General features: G+C 35.6%; 18 protein-coding genes. All 18 read right to left on the reverse strand.

Going from position 1 to position 18034, the window contains the following annotated elements:
• Positions 1 to 3: 3 nt before the first annotated feature.
• The 18 genes from GILLI_RS09685 to GILLI_RS09770 all read right to left on the reverse strand — a co-directional run bounded on the left by GILLI_RS09685 (position 4) and on the right by GILLI_RS09770 (position 17955).
• On the reverse strand, positions 4 to 1125 hold the full coding sequence (locus GILLI_RS09685; RefSeq protein ID WP_006988931.1) for a glycosyltransferase family protein: 1122 nt from the start codon (positions 1123 to 1125) through the stop codon (positions 4 to 6).
• A gap of 3 nt (positions 1126 to 1128) precedes the next feature.
• Positions 1129 to 2037, reverse strand: coding sequence for a glycosyltransferase family 2 protein (locus tag GILLI_RS17730; protein WP_006988932.1), 909 nt, complete (start codon positions 2035 to 2037; stop codon positions 1129 to 1131).
• A gap of 68 nt (positions 2038 to 2105) precedes the next feature.
• A complete protein-coding gene (locus GILLI_RS09695) occupies positions 2106 to 3398 on the reverse strand; it encodes an MATE family efflux transporter (RefSeq protein ID WP_006988933.1) in 1293 nt (430 codons plus the stop codon).
• 56 nt (positions 3399 to 3454) lie between these two features.
• Complete coding sequence (locus GILLI_RS09700) at positions 3455 to 4612, reverse strand: DegT/DnrJ/EryC1/StrS family aminotransferase (RefSeq protein WP_006988934.1); 1158 nt, start codon at positions 4610 to 4612, stop codon at positions 3455 to 3457.
• Positions 4609 to 5643 (reverse strand): GDP-mannose 4,6-dehydratase, encoded by a 1035-nt coding sequence (locus GILLI_RS09705; protein ID WP_006988935.1) that lies wholly within the window; start codon positions 5641 to 5643, stop codon positions 4609 to 4611. Before GILLI_RS09705 ends, GILLI_RS09700 begins: the two co-directional genes overlap by 4 nt.
• On the reverse strand, positions 5636 to 6004 hold the full coding sequence (locus GILLI_RS09710; protein WP_006988936.1) for a hypothetical protein: 369 nt from the start codon (positions 6002 to 6004) through the stop codon (positions 5636 to 5638). The genes GILLI_RS09705 and GILLI_RS09710 overlap by 8 nt, the downstream gene beginning before the upstream one ends.
• Entirely contained in the window at positions 6001 to 6978 is a 978-nt protein-coding gene (locus GILLI_RS09715; RefSeq protein WP_006988937.1) for a glycosyltransferase, read from the reverse strand. The genes GILLI_RS09710 and GILLI_RS09715 overlap by 4 nt, the downstream gene beginning before the upstream one ends.
• A gap of 24 nt (positions 6979 to 7002) precedes the next feature.
• The gene (locus GILLI_RS09720) at positions 7003 to 7638 is read right to left on the reverse strand and encodes an acetyltransferase (protein WP_006988938.1); all 636 of its coding nucleotides are present in this window, start codon (positions 7636 to 7638) and stop codon (positions 7003 to 7005) included.
• Positions 7631 to 8755: a DegT/DnrJ/EryC1/StrS family aminotransferase gene (locus GILLI_RS09725; protein ID WP_006988939.1), complete on the reverse strand. Its 1125-nt coding sequence runs from the start codon at positions 8753 to 8755 to the stop codon at positions 7631 to 7633. The genes GILLI_RS09720 and GILLI_RS09725 overlap by 8 nt, the downstream gene beginning before the upstream one ends.
• Position 8756: 1 nt before the next feature.
• Positions 8757 to 9260 carry an acyltransferase gene (locus GILLI_RS18925; RefSeq protein ID WP_006988940.1) on the reverse strand — a complete coding sequence of 168 codons (504 nt, stop codon included), beginning with the start codon at positions 9258 to 9260 and terminating at the stop codon, positions 8757 to 8759.
• 11 nt (positions 9261 to 9271) lie between these two features.
• Complete coding sequence (locus GILLI_RS09735; protein WP_006988941.1) at positions 9272 to 10312, reverse strand: Gfo/Idh/MocA family protein; 1041 nt, start codon at positions 10310 to 10312, stop codon at positions 9272 to 9274.
• 256 nt (positions 10313 to 10568) lie between these two features.
• Complete coding sequence (locus GILLI_RS09740) at positions 10569 to 12128, reverse strand: glycosyltransferase 87 family protein (RefSeq protein ID WP_006988942.1); 1560 nt, start codon at positions 12126 to 12128, stop codon at positions 10569 to 10571.
• A gap of 393 nt (positions 12129 to 12521) precedes the next feature.
• The gene (locus tag GILLI_RS09745) at positions 12522 to 13676 is read right to left on the reverse strand and encodes a GDP-L-fucose synthase family protein (RefSeq protein WP_006988943.1); all 1155 of its coding nucleotides are present in this window, start codon (positions 13674 to 13676) and stop codon (positions 12522 to 12524) included.
• A 127-nt stretch (positions 13677 to 13803) separates the two neighbouring features.
• Positions 13804 to 14916: a GDP-mannose 4,6-dehydratase gene (gmd, locus tag GILLI_RS09750; RefSeq protein WP_006988944.1), complete on the reverse strand. Its 1113-nt coding sequence runs from the start codon at positions 14914 to 14916 to the stop codon at positions 13804 to 13806.
• Positions 14917 to 15469: 553 nt separating this feature from the next.
• On the reverse strand, positions 15470 to 15946 hold the full coding sequence (locus GILLI_RS09755) for a UpxY family transcription antiterminator (RefSeq protein WP_006988945.1): 477 nt from the start codon (positions 15944 to 15946) through the stop codon (positions 15470 to 15472).
• Between the two features lie 364 nt (positions 15947 to 16310).
• Positions 16311 to 16814 (reverse strand): YciI family protein, encoded by a 504-nt coding sequence (locus GILLI_RS09760; protein WP_006988946.1) that lies wholly within the window; start codon positions 16812 to 16814, stop codon positions 16311 to 16313.
• Positions 16815 to 17282 (reverse strand): CYTH domain-containing protein, encoded by a 468-nt coding sequence (locus GILLI_RS09765; RefSeq protein ID WP_006988947.1) that lies wholly within the window; start codon positions 17280 to 17282, stop codon positions 16815 to 16817.
• 13 nt (positions 17283 to 17295) lie between these two features.
• The gene (locus tag GILLI_RS09770; RefSeq protein WP_040506563.1) at positions 17296 to 17955 is read right to left on the reverse strand and encodes an NAD(P)H-binding protein; all 660 of its coding nucleotides are present in this window, start codon (positions 17953 to 17955) and stop codon (positions 17296 to 17298) included.
• Positions 17956 to 18034: the final 79 nt, after the last annotated feature.

Below are 18034 nucleotides of genomic sequence, written 5' to 3' on the forward strand. Positions count from 1 at the left end.
CATTTAATTAACTGAATATAAGGAAGAAACAAATTTTATTGCGACTAACGCAAGACTTGTACTTTGTTTGTTTTTTTTCTTGACAAGAAAAAAGGTTTCAAACTGGCTTGTTTTATATTGGAAAATACCCGCAGGTGTCTCTACTTTAGTTTTTATTTTGGGAGTCCAGGATCGAGCCACACAAATAACGGGTAAGGAATGTTCCAGCATAGAAGCTACAGTTCCACTTTTTTCTATTTGACCTAATGGTGTTGTAGATATTCCAAGAGAACTTTGTGCCAGAGTTTGCGAAATTTTTTCGGGGGATTGTTCACCCAAAACCCTCAAAGGCAGACCTGCATTGAGGCAAATTTTTATTAACCTTTCCTGTTCATTACCACATATTCCTATCAAGGTCAATATAGGATTGATATTCATTCTTTTTGAAAAGTTTACCACGTCCTGGACAAAATCTTCTAAAGGTGCACCCGGATGAATGGTCCCAAAGATCACCATTTCGTATTCCTGTGAAATAGAGCTGGAGTTCCGTTTTTTTACTTCCCCATTGTTTGTAACCGGAATATTTCCAAATAAGGAAAGAATACCCGTATTTGTGAAGTTCATTTCATCCAACCTTTGCAAATAAACATTACTTTGGGTATGAATTATCTTTGGTTTAAGAGTCTTCACCATAGAGTTAATAATGAACTTTTGAAGAGTGCCAAGGGCCAGGTGTTTGAATTTCGCTTCCTTATCTATTCCAACCCATAATTCATGGAACATAATATGCCAGCACCTACCTTTTGCTAGTCTGGAAAGCTTATGAGCCAGTTTTAACGGCAAGCCATTTAAGTGAAAAGAAAATGGTACATATTGTAAGCTTAACCACTCCGGATCCAATTCTTCAATTTTCCTTTTCACCAAACCCAAAGTCTGGACTCTATTTTTTCCCAATCGAATTCTTATAACTGGTATTAAAGCCTGTACCTGTTCTAAATAATTATCTTTTAAGAGGAAATGATCATTGAGAGATAACATATTTATCTCGTGACCGTTTTTAATTAGTTCACCAGCTAACCTGCGAGTATAATCTCCTACCCCATCCTTGCCAGGCTCTAAACATCCACAAATAAAAAGAATTTTCAATGTTTAAAATGGATTAATAATCATTAGTAAGCGTTTAAAACCTCTAAATGTCAGGACGTTATAATATGAAGAAAATATCCATTTAATTGCCGTTTTTTTATCCCCACCCCTTATCACTTCACTTATCGCCGGATTCATTAAATCTCTTATCTTTTTATTTATAGCCAGACTTTTAAGCTTTTTTGGAGGTAAATCTTCAAATAGAATTTTAACAATACAGGACATAAATTCTACCGATCCAGACCCTGTGATAGAGGGTTGTCCTACCCTATATTTAGAAGTGACCTCATTGACCCAAAAAAATAATCGATCTTTTCCTAAACGAAATCCAAAATAGAAATCCACCGCATCCCCAGCTCTGCCTTCATCGTAATATCGAATTTGTTGTGCTTCTTTGGTACGCATCAAAAAAGCATTATTGGGGAGCATTTGAACTGATGCTGCCCATTGCCCATTTACAAATCCAGCTCTATTTGGTGTCCTATAATATTTTTCATTTAGATGCTTATCACTATCCTTTATAATAGATCCGTCTTCCTTTATCAAATATTGATTCCCAAAACTTGCAACTACTTTTGGATGTTTAATTAAAGGTTCCTTAAGTAGTTCAATACAATTTGGCATTAATAAATCATCATCGTGTAACAGCAATAAAAAATCAAAAGAGGCTTCCATCATTAAAAAATCTACATTTTTTGTTTGTTTTAAAGCTGGTTTATGATGAAAATATTTAATTGGCACTGGACTCTTCTCAATAAGAGTTTCATTTACTAGCCTTTCAGTATCGTCGTTATTTGAATCATCTCCAATTATAATCTCATCGGGCAAACATGTTTGCGCCCAAACTGACTTTATCGCTTCCTGTAAAAATTCAGGTCGATTGTAGCTCGGAATAATAACAGTGGTTTTCATAAATATCGCAAAATTTTTGTGAAAACATAAAAGTAATATTTCATCTAATTTTAAAGTCTATAGAGAACTCAATCCTCAATTTTTACAATTTTATAACCGAAATAAATCCAGTGTAGAAAAATCTGTATCACAGCCAAAAAGATATTGAATAAGAGCACTCCTTGAAGGGTTGACAGTTCAAAAAGGATTGCACCTAGTGCAATTGACACTATGCTAATTCCAATAAGAATCATTGGATTCAAAACCCAACCCCTACTCAAATAAAGAATAGCAGCCGTATTACCAAGCAAAGCTAAACCACCACCTGTAATGCTTAATACAAGCTCATAATTTAAATCTGAATAGTTATTGCCTAATATCCACAATACAGGTTCGGAGAGCATAAAAACGGCAAAAACAACCAGACATACAAGGATTGAAAGAGAAACGAATACCTGAATTGCCCTTTTAATTATTATTTTTTTATCGAGCTCCATTTTCGCAAAGGAAGGCTCTATAAATGTCCCTATCAAATACTGAATTAGGACTAAAAGCATTGACAACCTACCCAGAGCTCCAATTTGAGCCACTGCACTTGTTTCACCAAAAAAGGAAATAACCCAAATAGTTATTTGGCTAGATATACAAAAATAAATTGCCCCTGGCATAATCCGTTTTACTATGGATAAAATTTCTTTTTCCACGTTGGGATCAGAAGGCTTTGATGGATCTGCAAAGGGGTTTGCAATTTTTCTTAACTTAAAATTACCTAAAAGTCTTGGAATTCCATTCGCTAATAATGCGATGTATGTAAATGGAAATATAATTATAAAAGTAAAGATTAAAAATAGACGACCAAGTTCCACCTTAGCACTATTTCGTTGTATGGGAAGAATACATTGATGCAGCTTAGGAACTATTACTAAAAGAGAATCTGACAGACTGCCGTAAAATGCTGGAATTATCGCTAGACATATTAATAGCGCAGTCAACCAGGAAGCTTCATGTTGGATAAGGAGATATGCCAAAATTGGCAATGATATTATTAAACTTCCAATAGCAAACCTATGTCTCAAATGAAGACCTGTAGATAAAACCGAACCAAGCTTTTCCCTGCTCTTCCAAACCTTACCCCCTATTGATGTTATCCCTGTAGAAATTCCACCATCAGACAGAATTATCATTGTACCTAAAACTGTATTTGCAAGGGTATAAAGTGCATATTCCTCTAAAGGTAAAAATCTAATGATTAAAATACCAGAGATAAAACCAACCGCCTGAATTCCAATTTGGGAAGCCCCAGTTAAAAATACTAATTTACTCCATTCTGTTAATTTTTTGGAGGGTAAACCTATATTTAAAGTTTCAATAAAATCTCTCATGTTTATCTTTGCTTCAGATATTCATGAATCCTCTAACATTAAATGATACTACCATTTTAATAATGAGATTCCATTCCAACATTTGCTGGTTGAATTAATTCGATAAAACTTCTAATTATATACTTAATTTCAAAATCTTTCATTGGAACATATAGGGGCAAAATAATCGATCTATCCTGCAGGTCTTCGGAAACCGGTAAATTTATATCCTTTTGAATTTTTTTATAAGCGGTTTCCCTGTGAGTTGTCATTATCCCCCTCCTGGTGGCAATTCCTTCATCCAAAAGTTTTTGCATAAGGTCATTCCTGTCTATAGGGCAAGATTCTTTTAAGTAAACACTATAAGATTGATTATTGCTAAAATAGCCCTCCTTCTCTATAGGCAAGTTTATAAACTCTATATTTTTAAATGCTTCATTATATATAGCGCCAATTTTTCTTCGCTCCTCCACGATCCAGTCCAGCTTCTCCAATTGCTTAATTCCTACAGCGGCCTGTATATCTGTCATACGGTAGTTGTATCCGACCTCTAAATGATCTTCAAAAATTACTTTATCTGATACATGCCTAACCCGGTCGTTTACTGACATTCCATGTTGGCGCAAAAGCTTTAATCTATTGTAATAGTCTTTCCTGTTTGTTGTTATCATCCCACCATCACCTGTAGAGATCACTTTGCGGGGATGGAAAGAAAAGCATACGAGTTCCGAATGAGAACCGATCTTTTTACCTTTATAGGCAGAGCCTGCAGCACAGGCAGCATCCTCGATCAATTTCAGATCATATTTGTCGCATAATTTCTTAAAAGCATCGATATCTGCAGGCATACCTATTTGGTGTACAAGTAAGATAGCTTTTGTTTTAGTTGTAATCCTTTTTTCAACATCCTCAGGATCGAGGTTGTAATTTAATGGCTGCACTTCGGCAAAAACCGGTATCGCTCCCACGTATTTTATGGAGTTTGCCGTTGCTATGTAACTCATAGAAGGGCAAATAACTTCATCTCCAGGGCCAATGCCGGAGACGATCATAGATAAATGTAATGCTGTAGTACAGTTAGAGACTGCAATGGCATATTTTGCCCCTGTATAACCGGCGAATAATTCTTCAAATTCCTTAACTTTAGGACCCTGGGTGATCCATCCGGAAAGGATGGTATCATAAGCAGCTTGTGCTTCTTCTTCGGTCAAGTAAGGTTTAGCTATAGGTATCATATTTTATTTTTTATCCAGTTTAAATCTTCTATTTCAACTAATAAATTATTTTGTTTAACTTTTTTCACGTAATAATCTACCGTTTCTTCTAAACCTTTCTCAAAGGAATAATTGGGGGTAAAATTTGTAAAGTTTTTAAATTTATGGGCATCTACCCACAGTCTTGGCACATCGGCAGGTCTATCCGGAAGGAAGTTTATTCCCAATTTTTCCTTACCCATGGTATGGAGAAGTTTCATCAACAATTCCTTCATAGTTATTTCTACTCCCGTACCTATATTGAATGTTTTTGCTAAAATTTTTTGTTGGTCACCATTTTCTGCGATTTTTAAAAATTCGGCCAATGCTGCTGCAGTGTCTTTTACAAAAAAGAAGTCCCGCGTAATACTTCCATCGCCAAAAATAACTGGCTGCTCATCATATAAAATCTTGACTATGCTTCTGGGGATTATTTCACCAGCATCTCCTTCATAGTGCGCTCTGGGCCCATAATTATTAAAAATCCTCAATATGCTTACTGGTAAATTATAACATTCATTGTAAGCCTTTGTATAATGCTCCCCAGCAAGTTTGCTCGCTCCATATACTGTAATAGGATTAGTGGGAGCACTTTCAGTAATTGGAAAATCTGTAGTGCGTCCATAAATTTCAGAAGTAGAGATATAGAAAAAATGTTCTATGTTATTTTTTCTGCTGGCTTCTAAAATATTGAGAGTTCCTTCAGCATTTACCCTATGATTCATAAAAGGACTGTGAATAGAATTTCGTACCCCCAAACAAGCTAGGTGAAAAACATAATCTATTCCTAAAAGAGCTTCTTCACATGTTTCCTGATCCAGGATATCTCCTTCAATAAAAATAAATCGATCCTGGGTGCAAGCATCTTTAAGATTTTCCAGAGATCCATTTACAAGATTATCCAATACTGTTACATAATATCCTTCATCCAGCAACCTGTCGGTTAAATGAGATCCTATAAAACCGGCTCCACCGGTAATTAAAATTCTGCTTTTATCTATTTTGTTATGCATGGGCTTGATTAGTTAGGCTTAGAAGGACAATCCCACTAATTATTAAAATGAAACCAATAATGGAGAGTAGAGAAAGCTTATCCTGAAATAGATAATATCCTACTGCAATCGTCATGATGAAATTTATACCTGTGGCAATTGGAATAATAATAGAGAAATTATTGGTGGACAAGGCTTTGAAAAAGGCAAGTGCCGAGAGAATTATAAGGAGAAAAGCTCCAATGAAAGTGATATTCAGCATTAGTTTTAACCACTCATTTATGGTTTCCAGACTTCTTCCTTTCAACTGCCATTTAATTAATGCGGCACCTGCGACGTTAAAAGTTGCATAAAGCAGGATATATATAATTGACCTTGTCATTTATTTGATATAGATAAGTATTCCTGAACCGATTTTTCCTGCGTTACTTCCCCAACAATTTCATCTATTACGAACACTGGTCTTTTTCTGCTGGCATCCAGGGTGCGCCATAGGTACTCTGCAATAATCCCTAAAGAAATATTGGTAATCCCAAATCCAATCATCAGTATCGATAATAATGCCGGCCATCCCATAGCCAGATCATTAAAAATTATTGTTCTTATAATTATATATCCTGTCCAAAGAATACCTAATAGAAAAAAAATGATGCCAATTACAGAAACCAGGCGGATGGGAGCAAAGGAAAACGCCACGAAGGAATCAATAAAAAGTTTAATTTTCTTCGATATTGTCCATTTTGATGTACCTAAAAGCCTTTCGTTCTTATCATAAATAATATTTGCCTGCTTAAAACCCAGGTTTAAGATCTGGATAAAAATGGAAGAATTGCTCTCTACATTTTGGTCTAAGCACGCCTTTATTTTTGTGCTAAACATCACTACATCAAATCCCTTTTTCGGGAAATTAGAAACAGCATATTTCCGCATCAATGAGGCATAAGCAGAAGAAAAAAATTTCTCCCATTTAGTTGCGGCCGTTGAATTCCTAAAAGCCCAGGTAATATCTACTGCTTTATTTTTCATTTCATTATACAACTGAATTACCAACGTAAGGGGATCCTGAAGATCGGCATATATGAAAGTAATATAATCCCCTTGAGCTTTCTGGATCCCTGCCCTCAAAGCAGCGTGTGATCCAAAGTTTCTGGAAAAACTGATAATCTTATAGGTATAGGAATGATGGTGAGCTTTCTTCAATCTGGACAAGCTATCATCTGTAGAGCCATCGTTCACAAAAATGATTTCAGTAGTAAACCTCGTCTCCTTTTGGAAAAATGATCCTACTTCATAAACGAGATGATCAATATTTTCTTCTTCGTTAAAGATTGGAATGATTATACTTATTTTTTCCATAATTGAAAGAATAAAGTCGTCTTCTTAATTATTGTGGGAATTCAAATTTCTGGCAGGATTTCCTACCATTTTTGCATGTCCCCCCACATTGTGCAAAACATTGCTTCCTAAACCTACCAGCGTGAAATCGCCTATACAAACACCGTTTATAATTGTAGTACCACTTCCTATGTAGCAGCCTTCTCCTATAGTGGTTCCCCCGGCCACCACAACATTGCTCCCAATAAGAGTATAGTCGTTAACCACTGAATCATGGTGAATTACTGTATTAGGCAAAATACACACATGGTTTTTGACCTGGGCATTGCTGGTAATAACTACGCCTGCCATTATAAGACAGTTGTCTCCTATTTTTACATTTCTGCCTACGGAGGCATTGGGATGTATTGCAGTTATGTATCTCTCAAAATTTTTTATTCCCAATGAGCCAATTAGTTCTTTCCTTTCCCGAAAGGAGGCAGGACTTCCCGGAACCGCTAGCACAAAGACCTCTTTTCGATTACGTAGAATATCGCGAGAGTAAATAGAATATTTTTCAGACTTTTTTAAAGGATCGTCATCAACAAAGCCTAAAAAATCATATTCCTCAAAACTAATACAGTCCAGCGCCTCTATTCCGTTGCCATTAAAAGGAAAAATAACCAACTTTTTCTTAGACATTCCTATATTCATTTAGTACTTCTATCACATGGCCAACTTCCATATCTGTTAATTCAGCATACATGGGTAAAGAAAGGCAGTGATTGGCTAAGTATTCAGCATTTGGACAATCCCCTTCTTTATATCCCAAATGAGCGTAGGCCTCCTGCAAGTGACAGGGAACTGGATAATGAAGACCTGGGGAAATATTATTTTCATTAAGATATTTTATCAACCCTTCTCTATTTTCTGTTGTTATTACAAACAAATGATAAACTGATTGAGACCAATTTGGTTGAGCCTGTAATTTTATAATATCATTTTTAATTTCCTGTTGATAACGCTTCCCAATTTCTCTTCTGCGATCATTCCAGTTTGGAAGATATTTCAATTTTACATTAAGCGAAGCCGCCTCCAGCCCTCCCATGCGCATATTAAATCCAATTTCATTATGATAATAGCGCACTATAGATCCATGATTTCTAAGGCTTAACAAGTGTTTATAATAATTTTCGTTATTGGTTACAATACCACCTGCTTCGCCACAGGCACCCAAATTCTTACCCGGATAAAAACTGAAACAGGCCATTTCCCCAAAACTTCCAACTGAAGATAATTTATACTTGGCACCATGGGCCTGGGCAGCATCTTCCAATAAAAAAAGGTTGTTTTTCTTGCATATAAGACTAACAGCATCTATATCAAAAGGCTGTCCGTATAGATGTACCCCTATAATTGCTTTTGTATTAGGCGTGATTTTCTCTTCTAACTTCGATGCATCCAATTGCCAGGTATTCGATGTACAATCCGCAAAAACAGGTGTAGCCCCGGTATAAGAAACTCCCCAAGCGGTAGCTATAAAGGTGTTGGCGGGAATTATAACCTCGTCTCCTTTTCCTATACCTAAAGCAATCATGGCAAGGTGGAGTGCAGAGGTTCCATTATTGACTCCTACTGCATACTTTGTTTGGCAGAAAGTCGCAAAGTTATTCTCAAATTCTTCAACAAAAGTACCTCCTGAAAACGCGGTGTTTTCATACACCTTTTCAAAAGCTTTAAACACTTCTTCTTTAATTTGTTGATGTTGACCTTTAAGGTCTAGACATGAGATCTTCTCTTGAATTGCTGAATTGTTCATATTACACTAATTTTATATCTAAATATTTAATCACTTTGGCAGGGTTACCCGCCACCACAGCATTTTCAGGCACATCTTTAGTAACGATAGAGCCTGCTCCAATAATGGCCCTTTTCCCTATCCGCAATCCGCAAAGAATAGTTGCACTGGAGCCTATAGATGCCCCCTCTTCCACATAAGTTTCAACACACTTCCAATCTGCATCTGTCTGCTGGGTGCCATCATCATTTGTTGCCCTGGGAAACTTATCGTTTATAAAGGTGACATTATGACCAACAAAAACATTATCAGCAATATGCACTCCCTCGCATATGAATGTATGACTTGATATTTTACAATTCTTACCAATCGTTGCTCCTTTTTGTATCTCTACAAACGTGCCTATTTTAGACCCGTCATCTATGCTACATCCATAAGCATTCACGAAGTTGTAGATCTTTACCCGCTTACCTAGTTTTACATTATGTAAGCTTTGCTTTTCATTATCTATTGTAACTGTATCCATAATTTACTTACTTAATATGAATTAAATGCAATTGGTATTTTAGAGGCTTGTAATACAACCTCTTTTCCCTGATGTTTTATAGATTCGTTTGATGCTTCAAGAATTCTGACTACATCCAAACCTAAGTAACAGGACGATCTAGGTTGTTTTTTCTCATGGATACAGTATATAAAATCGTTCGCCATACTAAGTAAGGCTTCGGTAGTAGCAAGTTTGGGAACATGAATATCACCAACTCTATAATCTACCATCACCTGGTTCTTCTCTTCATCGTTCGCATAACTATATCCTGAATCGTATATTTTTATTTTTTCTGTGGGTTCGAGATCATTATAGAGAATCATCTTTTCGTCTCCTCCTAATAACATCATTCTCACTTTTACAGGACTTGTCCATGAACAATTAAAATGAGCTATCAATCCAGATTTAAAATTCACGGTGAGATAAGCGATATTCTCTATTTTATTGCATGTGTGGGTTATCCCTCTGGCATTAACGCTGTAAGGTTGCTCATCAACTATATAACTAAGAATAGATAAGTCATGGGGTGCAAGATCCCAAAGCACATTAATATCAGATTGAAAAAGACCTAAATTTATTCTGGTTGAGTCAAGATATTTGATACAACCCAGCTCCTTACTATCTACTAATTGTTTCATTTTTTGAACTGCACCGGTATATAAGAACGTATGATCTACCATAAGCAGCAAGTTCTTTTGCTCAGCCAAATTAATTAGAATCTCAGCTTCCTCCACCGAGGAAGTCATGGGTTTTTCTATAAGTACGTGCTTCCCTTCTAAAAGTGCCTTATGAGCCAACTTAAAATGTGTACACACCGGTGTAGCGATAATTACTGCATCAATTTCACGATCAAGAATAATTTCATTACCATCATTTACTGCCTTAATTGTGGGATATATTTTCCTGAGTTCTTGCAGCCTTGCAGAACGAGAATCTGCTACAATTTTTACACTACAACCATTTACTGCAAAAAAATTTCGAACTAAGTTAGGTCCCCAATACCCATAGCCTATTATGCCTATATTTATCATAATTTCACGTTTAATAGTTTAATTAGTTTATAAATTACCGTGGAGCTTGATCATAGAAACCGGGGTTTCTATTTCATTCTAAATATTCCTGAATAGACCAATTTTTAGTTGCTGTATTCGTAAACTTAGTATAGGGTATAAGAATTCTACTTTTTTAATCTTGACTAGACCCTAATAACAAATTGCTACAATTAATGGAAGTCAGATTATATTAGTTTAATTGATTTACTCAACTAATAATTATTCAGGAAATTATTTATTCCCTAGCATAAAGTCTGTAAGGACCGTAAGGCTTCCTGAAAATAGAATACAAGTTTCGAATTCTTACTTCATTATTAGTAATACCGTCAAAGGGTTTTGGTGGTTCTTCATAAATATGATAAATGCCCCTGTCTACCAATCCTGCATTTTCAATTGATTTTTGAAAACTTTTTGAATATTCTCGTACAATTATGAAATCTACATTAGGAAGAATCTTTTCCCAGGTTTCTAGGTTCAAAGGATCATTATGGGCTTCATAAATTTTGTACATCTTCCAATTCAAAGATCGTCCAGAATAATAAAACTCATGAGGAATATAAACTTTATGGTCTCCATAACCAACCATAGAAAAAGCAGCCTTATCCAAAAGTCCCCTATCCCGCTCTGCTTTCCCATCAAAGGCTAGAAATGAACGCACTATAAGGGATAATCCAATAGACCAAAAAAGTAGTGTATATATACCGCTAAATATGAGGGAACGGGGGTCACTTTTACTATAATCTTTGTTATATAACAAACCAATCCCTATAATGAAATAAGGAACTAAGTATTGAACACGGTTAATATAAACGACCGTAATTAACATTAGAATTATTACAGCCAGTATAGCCACGAACAAATATGTCTGTTTAAATTTGATTAATGATATTATAGCAAGCAAAACTACAAAAGGACTAAACTTTAAAACCCTCAATAATTCAATCGAATTTTCTAAAGCAGTATTGAATCCATTAATATCAGAGGATCCAGCATGAGTATTATAAGTAATTGTTTCCTTGATAAGACTCCATTGAGAGAATAGTTGTTCTGAAAAAGGTAAAACCAATAAGGCAATTGAAATTACTGCCCCAAACATAAATAGAAACAAAATATTTAATATTACTCTTATTCTCTTTTCGTTTTTCCATTCATAACTTATTTGTTCACTGAGTTCAAGTCCAATAAGAGGAAAGAAAAAAATTGCAGAAGGCCAAGTGAAAATCGCTAAGCTAATTAGACTCCCTGCAAATAAAAATTTAGTATTTAAATTAGACTTCTTACTAGCAAAAAAATTGATTTCAGATCGAAGAACCCAACAACAACTTATGCATAAAAACATAACCCATCCATCTATCCTTCCTATCGTAAAAGCTTGCACTATGAGAGGGTCAAGAAGAAAAATTAGGCCCAAGAAAAATGTGGGTCTTATAGAAACACCCCTTAATAATAGATATTTTACTAATGCTGTTGCTGCAGCAAGCGCACCTAAAATCGCGAAGATTCTTGGACCGAACTGTCCAAAGTACTCGAATACAATTTCCTGAATAGTAGCCCCTATATATGAAATTAATATTGCTGGTTTTTGCTGTTCAATAACCCAAGCGATGGACCAGTCAACATTAGGATTTAAAATATTCTTACCTAAATCAATTATTACAAATTCATCTGGATGTAGGTATGCTCCTTTATCAACCGTTCCAAGGAAAATTAAAAAAATAATACTAATCGATAACAGCCAGCTAACCCAAAAGTTTTTAAAGAAATTTTTATTTAAAGGAAAAAAAGAATGTGTCATGGAAATTTAAAGAAGAGTAGATTTTTCGAATAGCTTAATAAGCTTTATCTGGTAATAAAATTGCTTATATAGTATTGATTTCTTCCGTTATTAGATGTTTTGCGCTAGAAAAACTACTTATAAATGCCGGTGAATAGCATTTATTAAATGAACTGAGTTATTTTGTCCTTCAATAATAAAATCTGTTTCCAATTGAATATTTGTTTAGCAACTGAGCCCGAATTTCAGAAGGAAGTCATTCATCAAATCAATAAAAAACAATATAGTTTGATGATTTTGCGCTAAAACTCCGAAATGCTTTCTTTTTGTTTTCTTTTTGATTTCATTTAAAACCAAGGAACCTAAATAAGTTGACAATATTTAATAATCCATATTGGCAGGAACAAATAAAAACTACCTAACATTGGTAGTATGATATATACTGGATTTATACCACCTATACAATCTGTTTATTCCTTCATCCAGTTCTACTGAATATTTCCAGCCCAGGGCCCGAAGTTTTGAAACATCTGTAAGTTTACGTGCCGTGCCTTCAGGTTTACTTGTATTAAAAACCAGTTTTCCTTCAAATTTTATAATGATTTTTACTATTTCTGCAAGATGGGCTATTGTTATTTCTCTACCAGTGCCTATATTTATTTGAGAATTCCTCACTTCATTTTCAGGTTGATCTTTCGGAATTAAATCAATAAAGTCGATATTCTCCATTAAAAAAGCACAAGCTTCGGCCATATCATCGCTCCATAAAAATTCTCTGATTTGCTTTCCACTGCCCCATATTTCAACGGAGACATTTTTAAAATCCTCCTCATTTTGTAGGTCTGAATTCATTTGATTGGAGATGGGTTTTATTCCATATTTGCTTAGAATCGCAAGCATTTGTTTTTTTCCCTGGCTGCCATCCATTCCTTCTAACGGTCGCCTGTTAAAATCATCGGCAATAGCGATCCAATCATTTTCTTCCAAAGCTTTTCCCAAATGGATCTTCCTAATCAATGCCGGTAGTACGTGCGAAGTTTCCAAATTAAAATTGTCTCTTGGACCATAAAGGTTTGTAGGCATTACAGCAATAAAATTAGTCCCGTATTGTAAGTTATAACTTTCACACATTTTAATCCCTGCTATTTTGGCTATTGCATATGGTTCATTGGTATATTCCAGGGGATCTGTCAAAAGATATTCTTCTTTAATTGGCTGTGGACTATCCCTGGGATAAATGCAGGTACTGCCTAAAAACAAAAGCTTTTTAACGCGATGAAGGAAAGCCTGATGAATGACATTTGTCTGGATCATCAGGTTTTCATAAATGAAATCGGCTCTGTAGGTATTATTTGCTACGATGCCTCCAACCTTTGCTGCAGCGAGAATTACATATTCAGGATCTTCATTTTCGAAAAACTGTTTTACAGCATTCGAATCTATTAAATCCAATTCCTGATGCGTTTTCAAAATTAAATTTTGGTATCCCTTAGCATTAAGATTGTTGAGGATAGCACTGCCCACCATTCCCTGATGGCCGGCAATATATATTCTGGAATCTCTGTTCATTTCACTCAAGATGTTAAAGGGGGAATTTATCTAAATTTTTTTATCTGGAAATCTTACTTATTAACCCAAACAGAGGTTAACGGTTATAAGTACCAATTATAATTTTGAGGTTCAAAAAGCAAAATTTTTATTCAAAATAGTTCAAAACTTTATAACCAACATCTTTCAAATATTGCTCCTTTTGCATTAGAAGCAAATCACTTTCCATCATTTCCCTGATTAAGTCATTTAGGCCGTATTCAGGAATCCATCCCAGTTTTTTATTTGCTTTTTCGGCGTTACCTACCAGAAGGTCTACTTCTGTTGGTCTGAAGTATTTGGGATCTATCGCAAGTACTTCTTTTCCTTCAGCCAGTTGATACTCGGGAAAGCTACAGTTTTCCACTATTCCTACTTCCTCAATCCCAACTCCCTCAAACCTAATTTTTATTCCCGCTTCTGCAAAGGCCATTTTCACGAAATCTCTTACTGTAGTGGTTTTCCCGGTAGCGATTACCCAATCCTCGGGTTCTTCGGCCTGTAAAATCATCCACATCATTCTTACATAATCTTTAGCATGACCCCAATCCCTTCTGGCATCCAGATTCCCCAGGTACAACTTTTCCTGCAAACCTAAAGCTATCCTGGCAGCAGCCCTGGTAATTTTTCTTGTAACAAAAGTCTCTCCTCGTATGGGGGACTCATGATTAAAAAGAATCCCGTTGCAGGCAAACATGTTATAAGCTTCCCTGTAATTGACCGTCATCCAGTATGCATAAAGTTTAGCCACTGCGTAAGGACTTCTGGGATAGAAGGGAGTAGTTTCTGTTTGAGGAACCTCCTGGACTTTTCCATAAAGTTCTGAAGTAGATGCCTGGTAAATTCTGGTTTGCTTTTCCATTCCCAGTAAACGTACGGCTTCAAGAATACGCAAGGTACCTAACCCATCTGTATTACCTGTATATTCCGGAATCTCAAATGAAACCTGAACGTGGCTCATGGCTCCTAAATTATATATTTCATCCGGTTGAATTTGTTGTATCAATCGTATTAGGTTGGTGCTGTCTGTTAAATCCCCATAGTGAAGAATGAAATTCCTATTTTGCTCATGAGGATCCTGATATAAATGATCTATTCGCTCTGTATTAAACTGGGAAGTTCTTCTTTTTATTCCGTGAACTATATAGCCTTTTCCAAGTAAAAATTCACTTAAATAAGCGCCATCCTGCCCTGTCACCCCGGTAATAAGTGCTGTTTTCATAATTAATTCCTGTTATATGTGTACTCAAACTTGATTTGAATAATTGGAGTGCTGCCTTGAAAAGTTGATTTTACCGAAGCTGGCATGGCTCCGCCCTTTGAGTCCCACCTAATAGTAGGATTCGAATTTATAACTCAACAAGAAGCGGGGATCTTTAAAATATGAAAGCACAACAGCAGCAACAAATTGGGGGTTTGAGGAAGACGGGGATCTTCTTATGCTGTATTGTAGAAAAACGGTATGTATATGGAGTAGAAATTAATTATTCATAAACCATAACAAGACGAAAACTACAATTGCTTCAATAACATCACTAAAATGTAGGGAACTAAAAAAGGGGAATAACTTGGGGGGGTTGTTATTGCTAATTTAAAAATAAAACCCAACCCTTTAAGAATTATTCGTTAAAATTCTAAAAATTTCGTTAAAATGCATCGCTTGAATTGGAAACCCTAGGAATATCTAAAGCTTCAAAAATTAAAAAGTTACTTTTTCTAGATATAAAAATTCTTTTTGAAAGAACTTTCGTACAAACCATTAAATATAAATGACTTTAAGATTGAATTTCTTTTAATTTTACTGTTACCGTGAAACCAATATCTACCAAAATTAATCGCATAGTATTTTTTCCTATGTCGATTATTTTAGCTTCCTGATCTTTGAAAACTCCAGATTTTAATTTTATCCTGTCTCCCGGGCTCAATCCTTCTACCACTATTTTTTCTGTCGTTCCACTTTCAACCCATTCCCGGATTGTTTCAATTTCTTCGTCATGAACCATAGCAGGCTTCCCGAGCCAATAGACATATCTTACTATTCCAGTCACATCAAATACCTTTTCCCGGTTCTGTTCCTGGATTTTGATAAACAAGTAGGAACTAAACAGTGGTTTGGTTACCATTTTTTTTCTATCACTCCATTGCCTCATTTCTTTTATGACAGGACAATAAACTTCAATACCCATTTTTTCTAAAGTAGTTGCCGCCTTTATTTCGTATTTGGATTTAACATATAAAACGTACCAGGCCATATAAGTAGAATTTTAAATCATTTAAAAAAACAGATGAATTTTCAATTAAGATAGTGAAGTCTTATAACAATGCATCCAAAAAATTGTTATCGCTTTGCAAAAGGTGGTTTGCATAAGTACATTGCGGAATTATTTCCAGGTTTTCCTCTCCTGCCTTGCAATTCTACTGCATCACATACTATTTTTTCCCCCTACGCCTTCTCCCTTTAATTAGGGATATACTTCTATATGTTCTATAGTAATTCTGCTTTCTCCGGCACAGGTTTAATTCATTGTTCCGGCTTTTCTATCTTTACTAACCTCGTTAAAATGCCCTTTTATTTTAAGCTTTTGTATGTTATATTTTCATTACTGAATTTAATATTTAGTTTAACTTTCCTCCTTTTGCAACCCACCAGGGATGAACTTCCACTTTTAATCTTCCAGCAATCACCATAGGATCAAGTCTTGCTAAACTATCGGCTTCTTTTTGGGTGGGGGTATTATATATTACAATTCCACGCAACTCCCCATCATCACCCATAGGTCCAGTTAAACTTGTATAACCTTCATTGTACATTCTGCTTAAGTGCGCCATATGTTGATCCTGAAGTTTTGCCGAGGTTAGGGAATCCTGAGAACGATTATCGCCAGATTTTAAAAAAACAATATAATATTGCTGCATCAGGTAGGAAGTATCACCTTCTTTATAAGTGAAAGTTTGATAGCCATTATTTTTGAGTTCTTCTTCAAGTCCTTCAACATTCTCCATTTCAGCCTTAACCGCAGGCACGGCAAGTATTCCCCTGGTGTTTTCCGGACGTTCATTGCATGCAGTCATGAAAAATACCGCCACTATAAGAATAAATATTTTGTCTGCTGTTTTCATCTACCAGTTTTTATATGGCTTTTTGCTTAACTGCGAATTATAATACCTGTTATCTCCAGTAACTTCTTCTCCAACCCAAAGCGGTTTCAAAAATTTATCTTCTTCAGACTTTAATTCAATTTCAGCTATTATCAAGCCTTTATTTTGCCCGTGAAATTCGTCCACTTCAAAGATGTGATCCTGATTTTTTACCAGATATCGGTCTTTTTCTATGATTCCTGGTTCACATAATTTCAACAAATTCTCCGCTTCTTCTACTTCTATTTCTTTTTCCCACTCAAATCTGCTCAATCCATTTTCGCTGGATTTCCCTTTTACGGTAAGAAATGCCTGAGGACCATTGACCCTAATCCTGACAGTTCTCTCCGGATTGGTGTTTAAAAACCCCTGTACGATCCTGGTTTTTTGATATGCATCAGATTTAAAAGCATCAGATTTTACCAAAAATTTTCGTTCAATTTCTGTCATAGTTCTTTTTAACTTAAAGGGAGGATGCTATTTCCTTAATCTCATCAGATTCTATACTATTTTTTTTGTGACCTTGTTTTGCAACAATAATCATGGCTTTTGCAATTGTTTCCGGATGAATAGAGCGATATTTTTTTAAAGGCCCAAGCATCATAAAATTCAAAATCTCAAAAGCATTTTTGGCCAGATTCTCAAAAAATCTTTTTTCCTCCCTATCTCCCGCAATAAGCGATGGCTGAAAAATATACGTGTTTTTTATATTTTGAGACAAAACAGCCTCCTCCATTTTACCTTTGATTTTGTTGTAGAACGTAGAACTATTTGCATCAGCCCCAAGCGCCGAAATCACGAGGAAGGTATTAATCCCATTCTCTTTACAAAGCTTGGCCGCGGCTACCGGAATTCCGAAATCAATTTTCCGGTAGGTATCGGTATCCGGGGTTTTGCTTTTTGTAGTTCCAATACAGCAAAAAACCTCATCCGCTTCAAAAAGCTCTGTATATTCATCCAGCCGAAACATGTCGATGAGATGTTCTTCAATCTTTCCATCCCTAACCGCAACAGGGGATCTTGAAAAGAGTTTGACCTTTTCATAGGCTGGATTCTTTAACAATTTCTGAAGCAAAATTCCACCGGTTAATCCGGTAGCTCCTAATAAAATAGCTGTTTTCATAGTTCCCCAAATCTTAACTTTGCTAAAAGCCAAAGTTTTTTACTTTCTATTCATAAAGATAGGATTTTGGGTTTGATTT

Source organism: Gillisia limnaea DSM 15749 (genome assembly GCF_000243235.1).
Lineage (GTDB): Bacteria > Bacteroidota > Bacteroidia > Flavobacteriales > Flavobacteriaceae > Gillisia > Gillisia limnaea.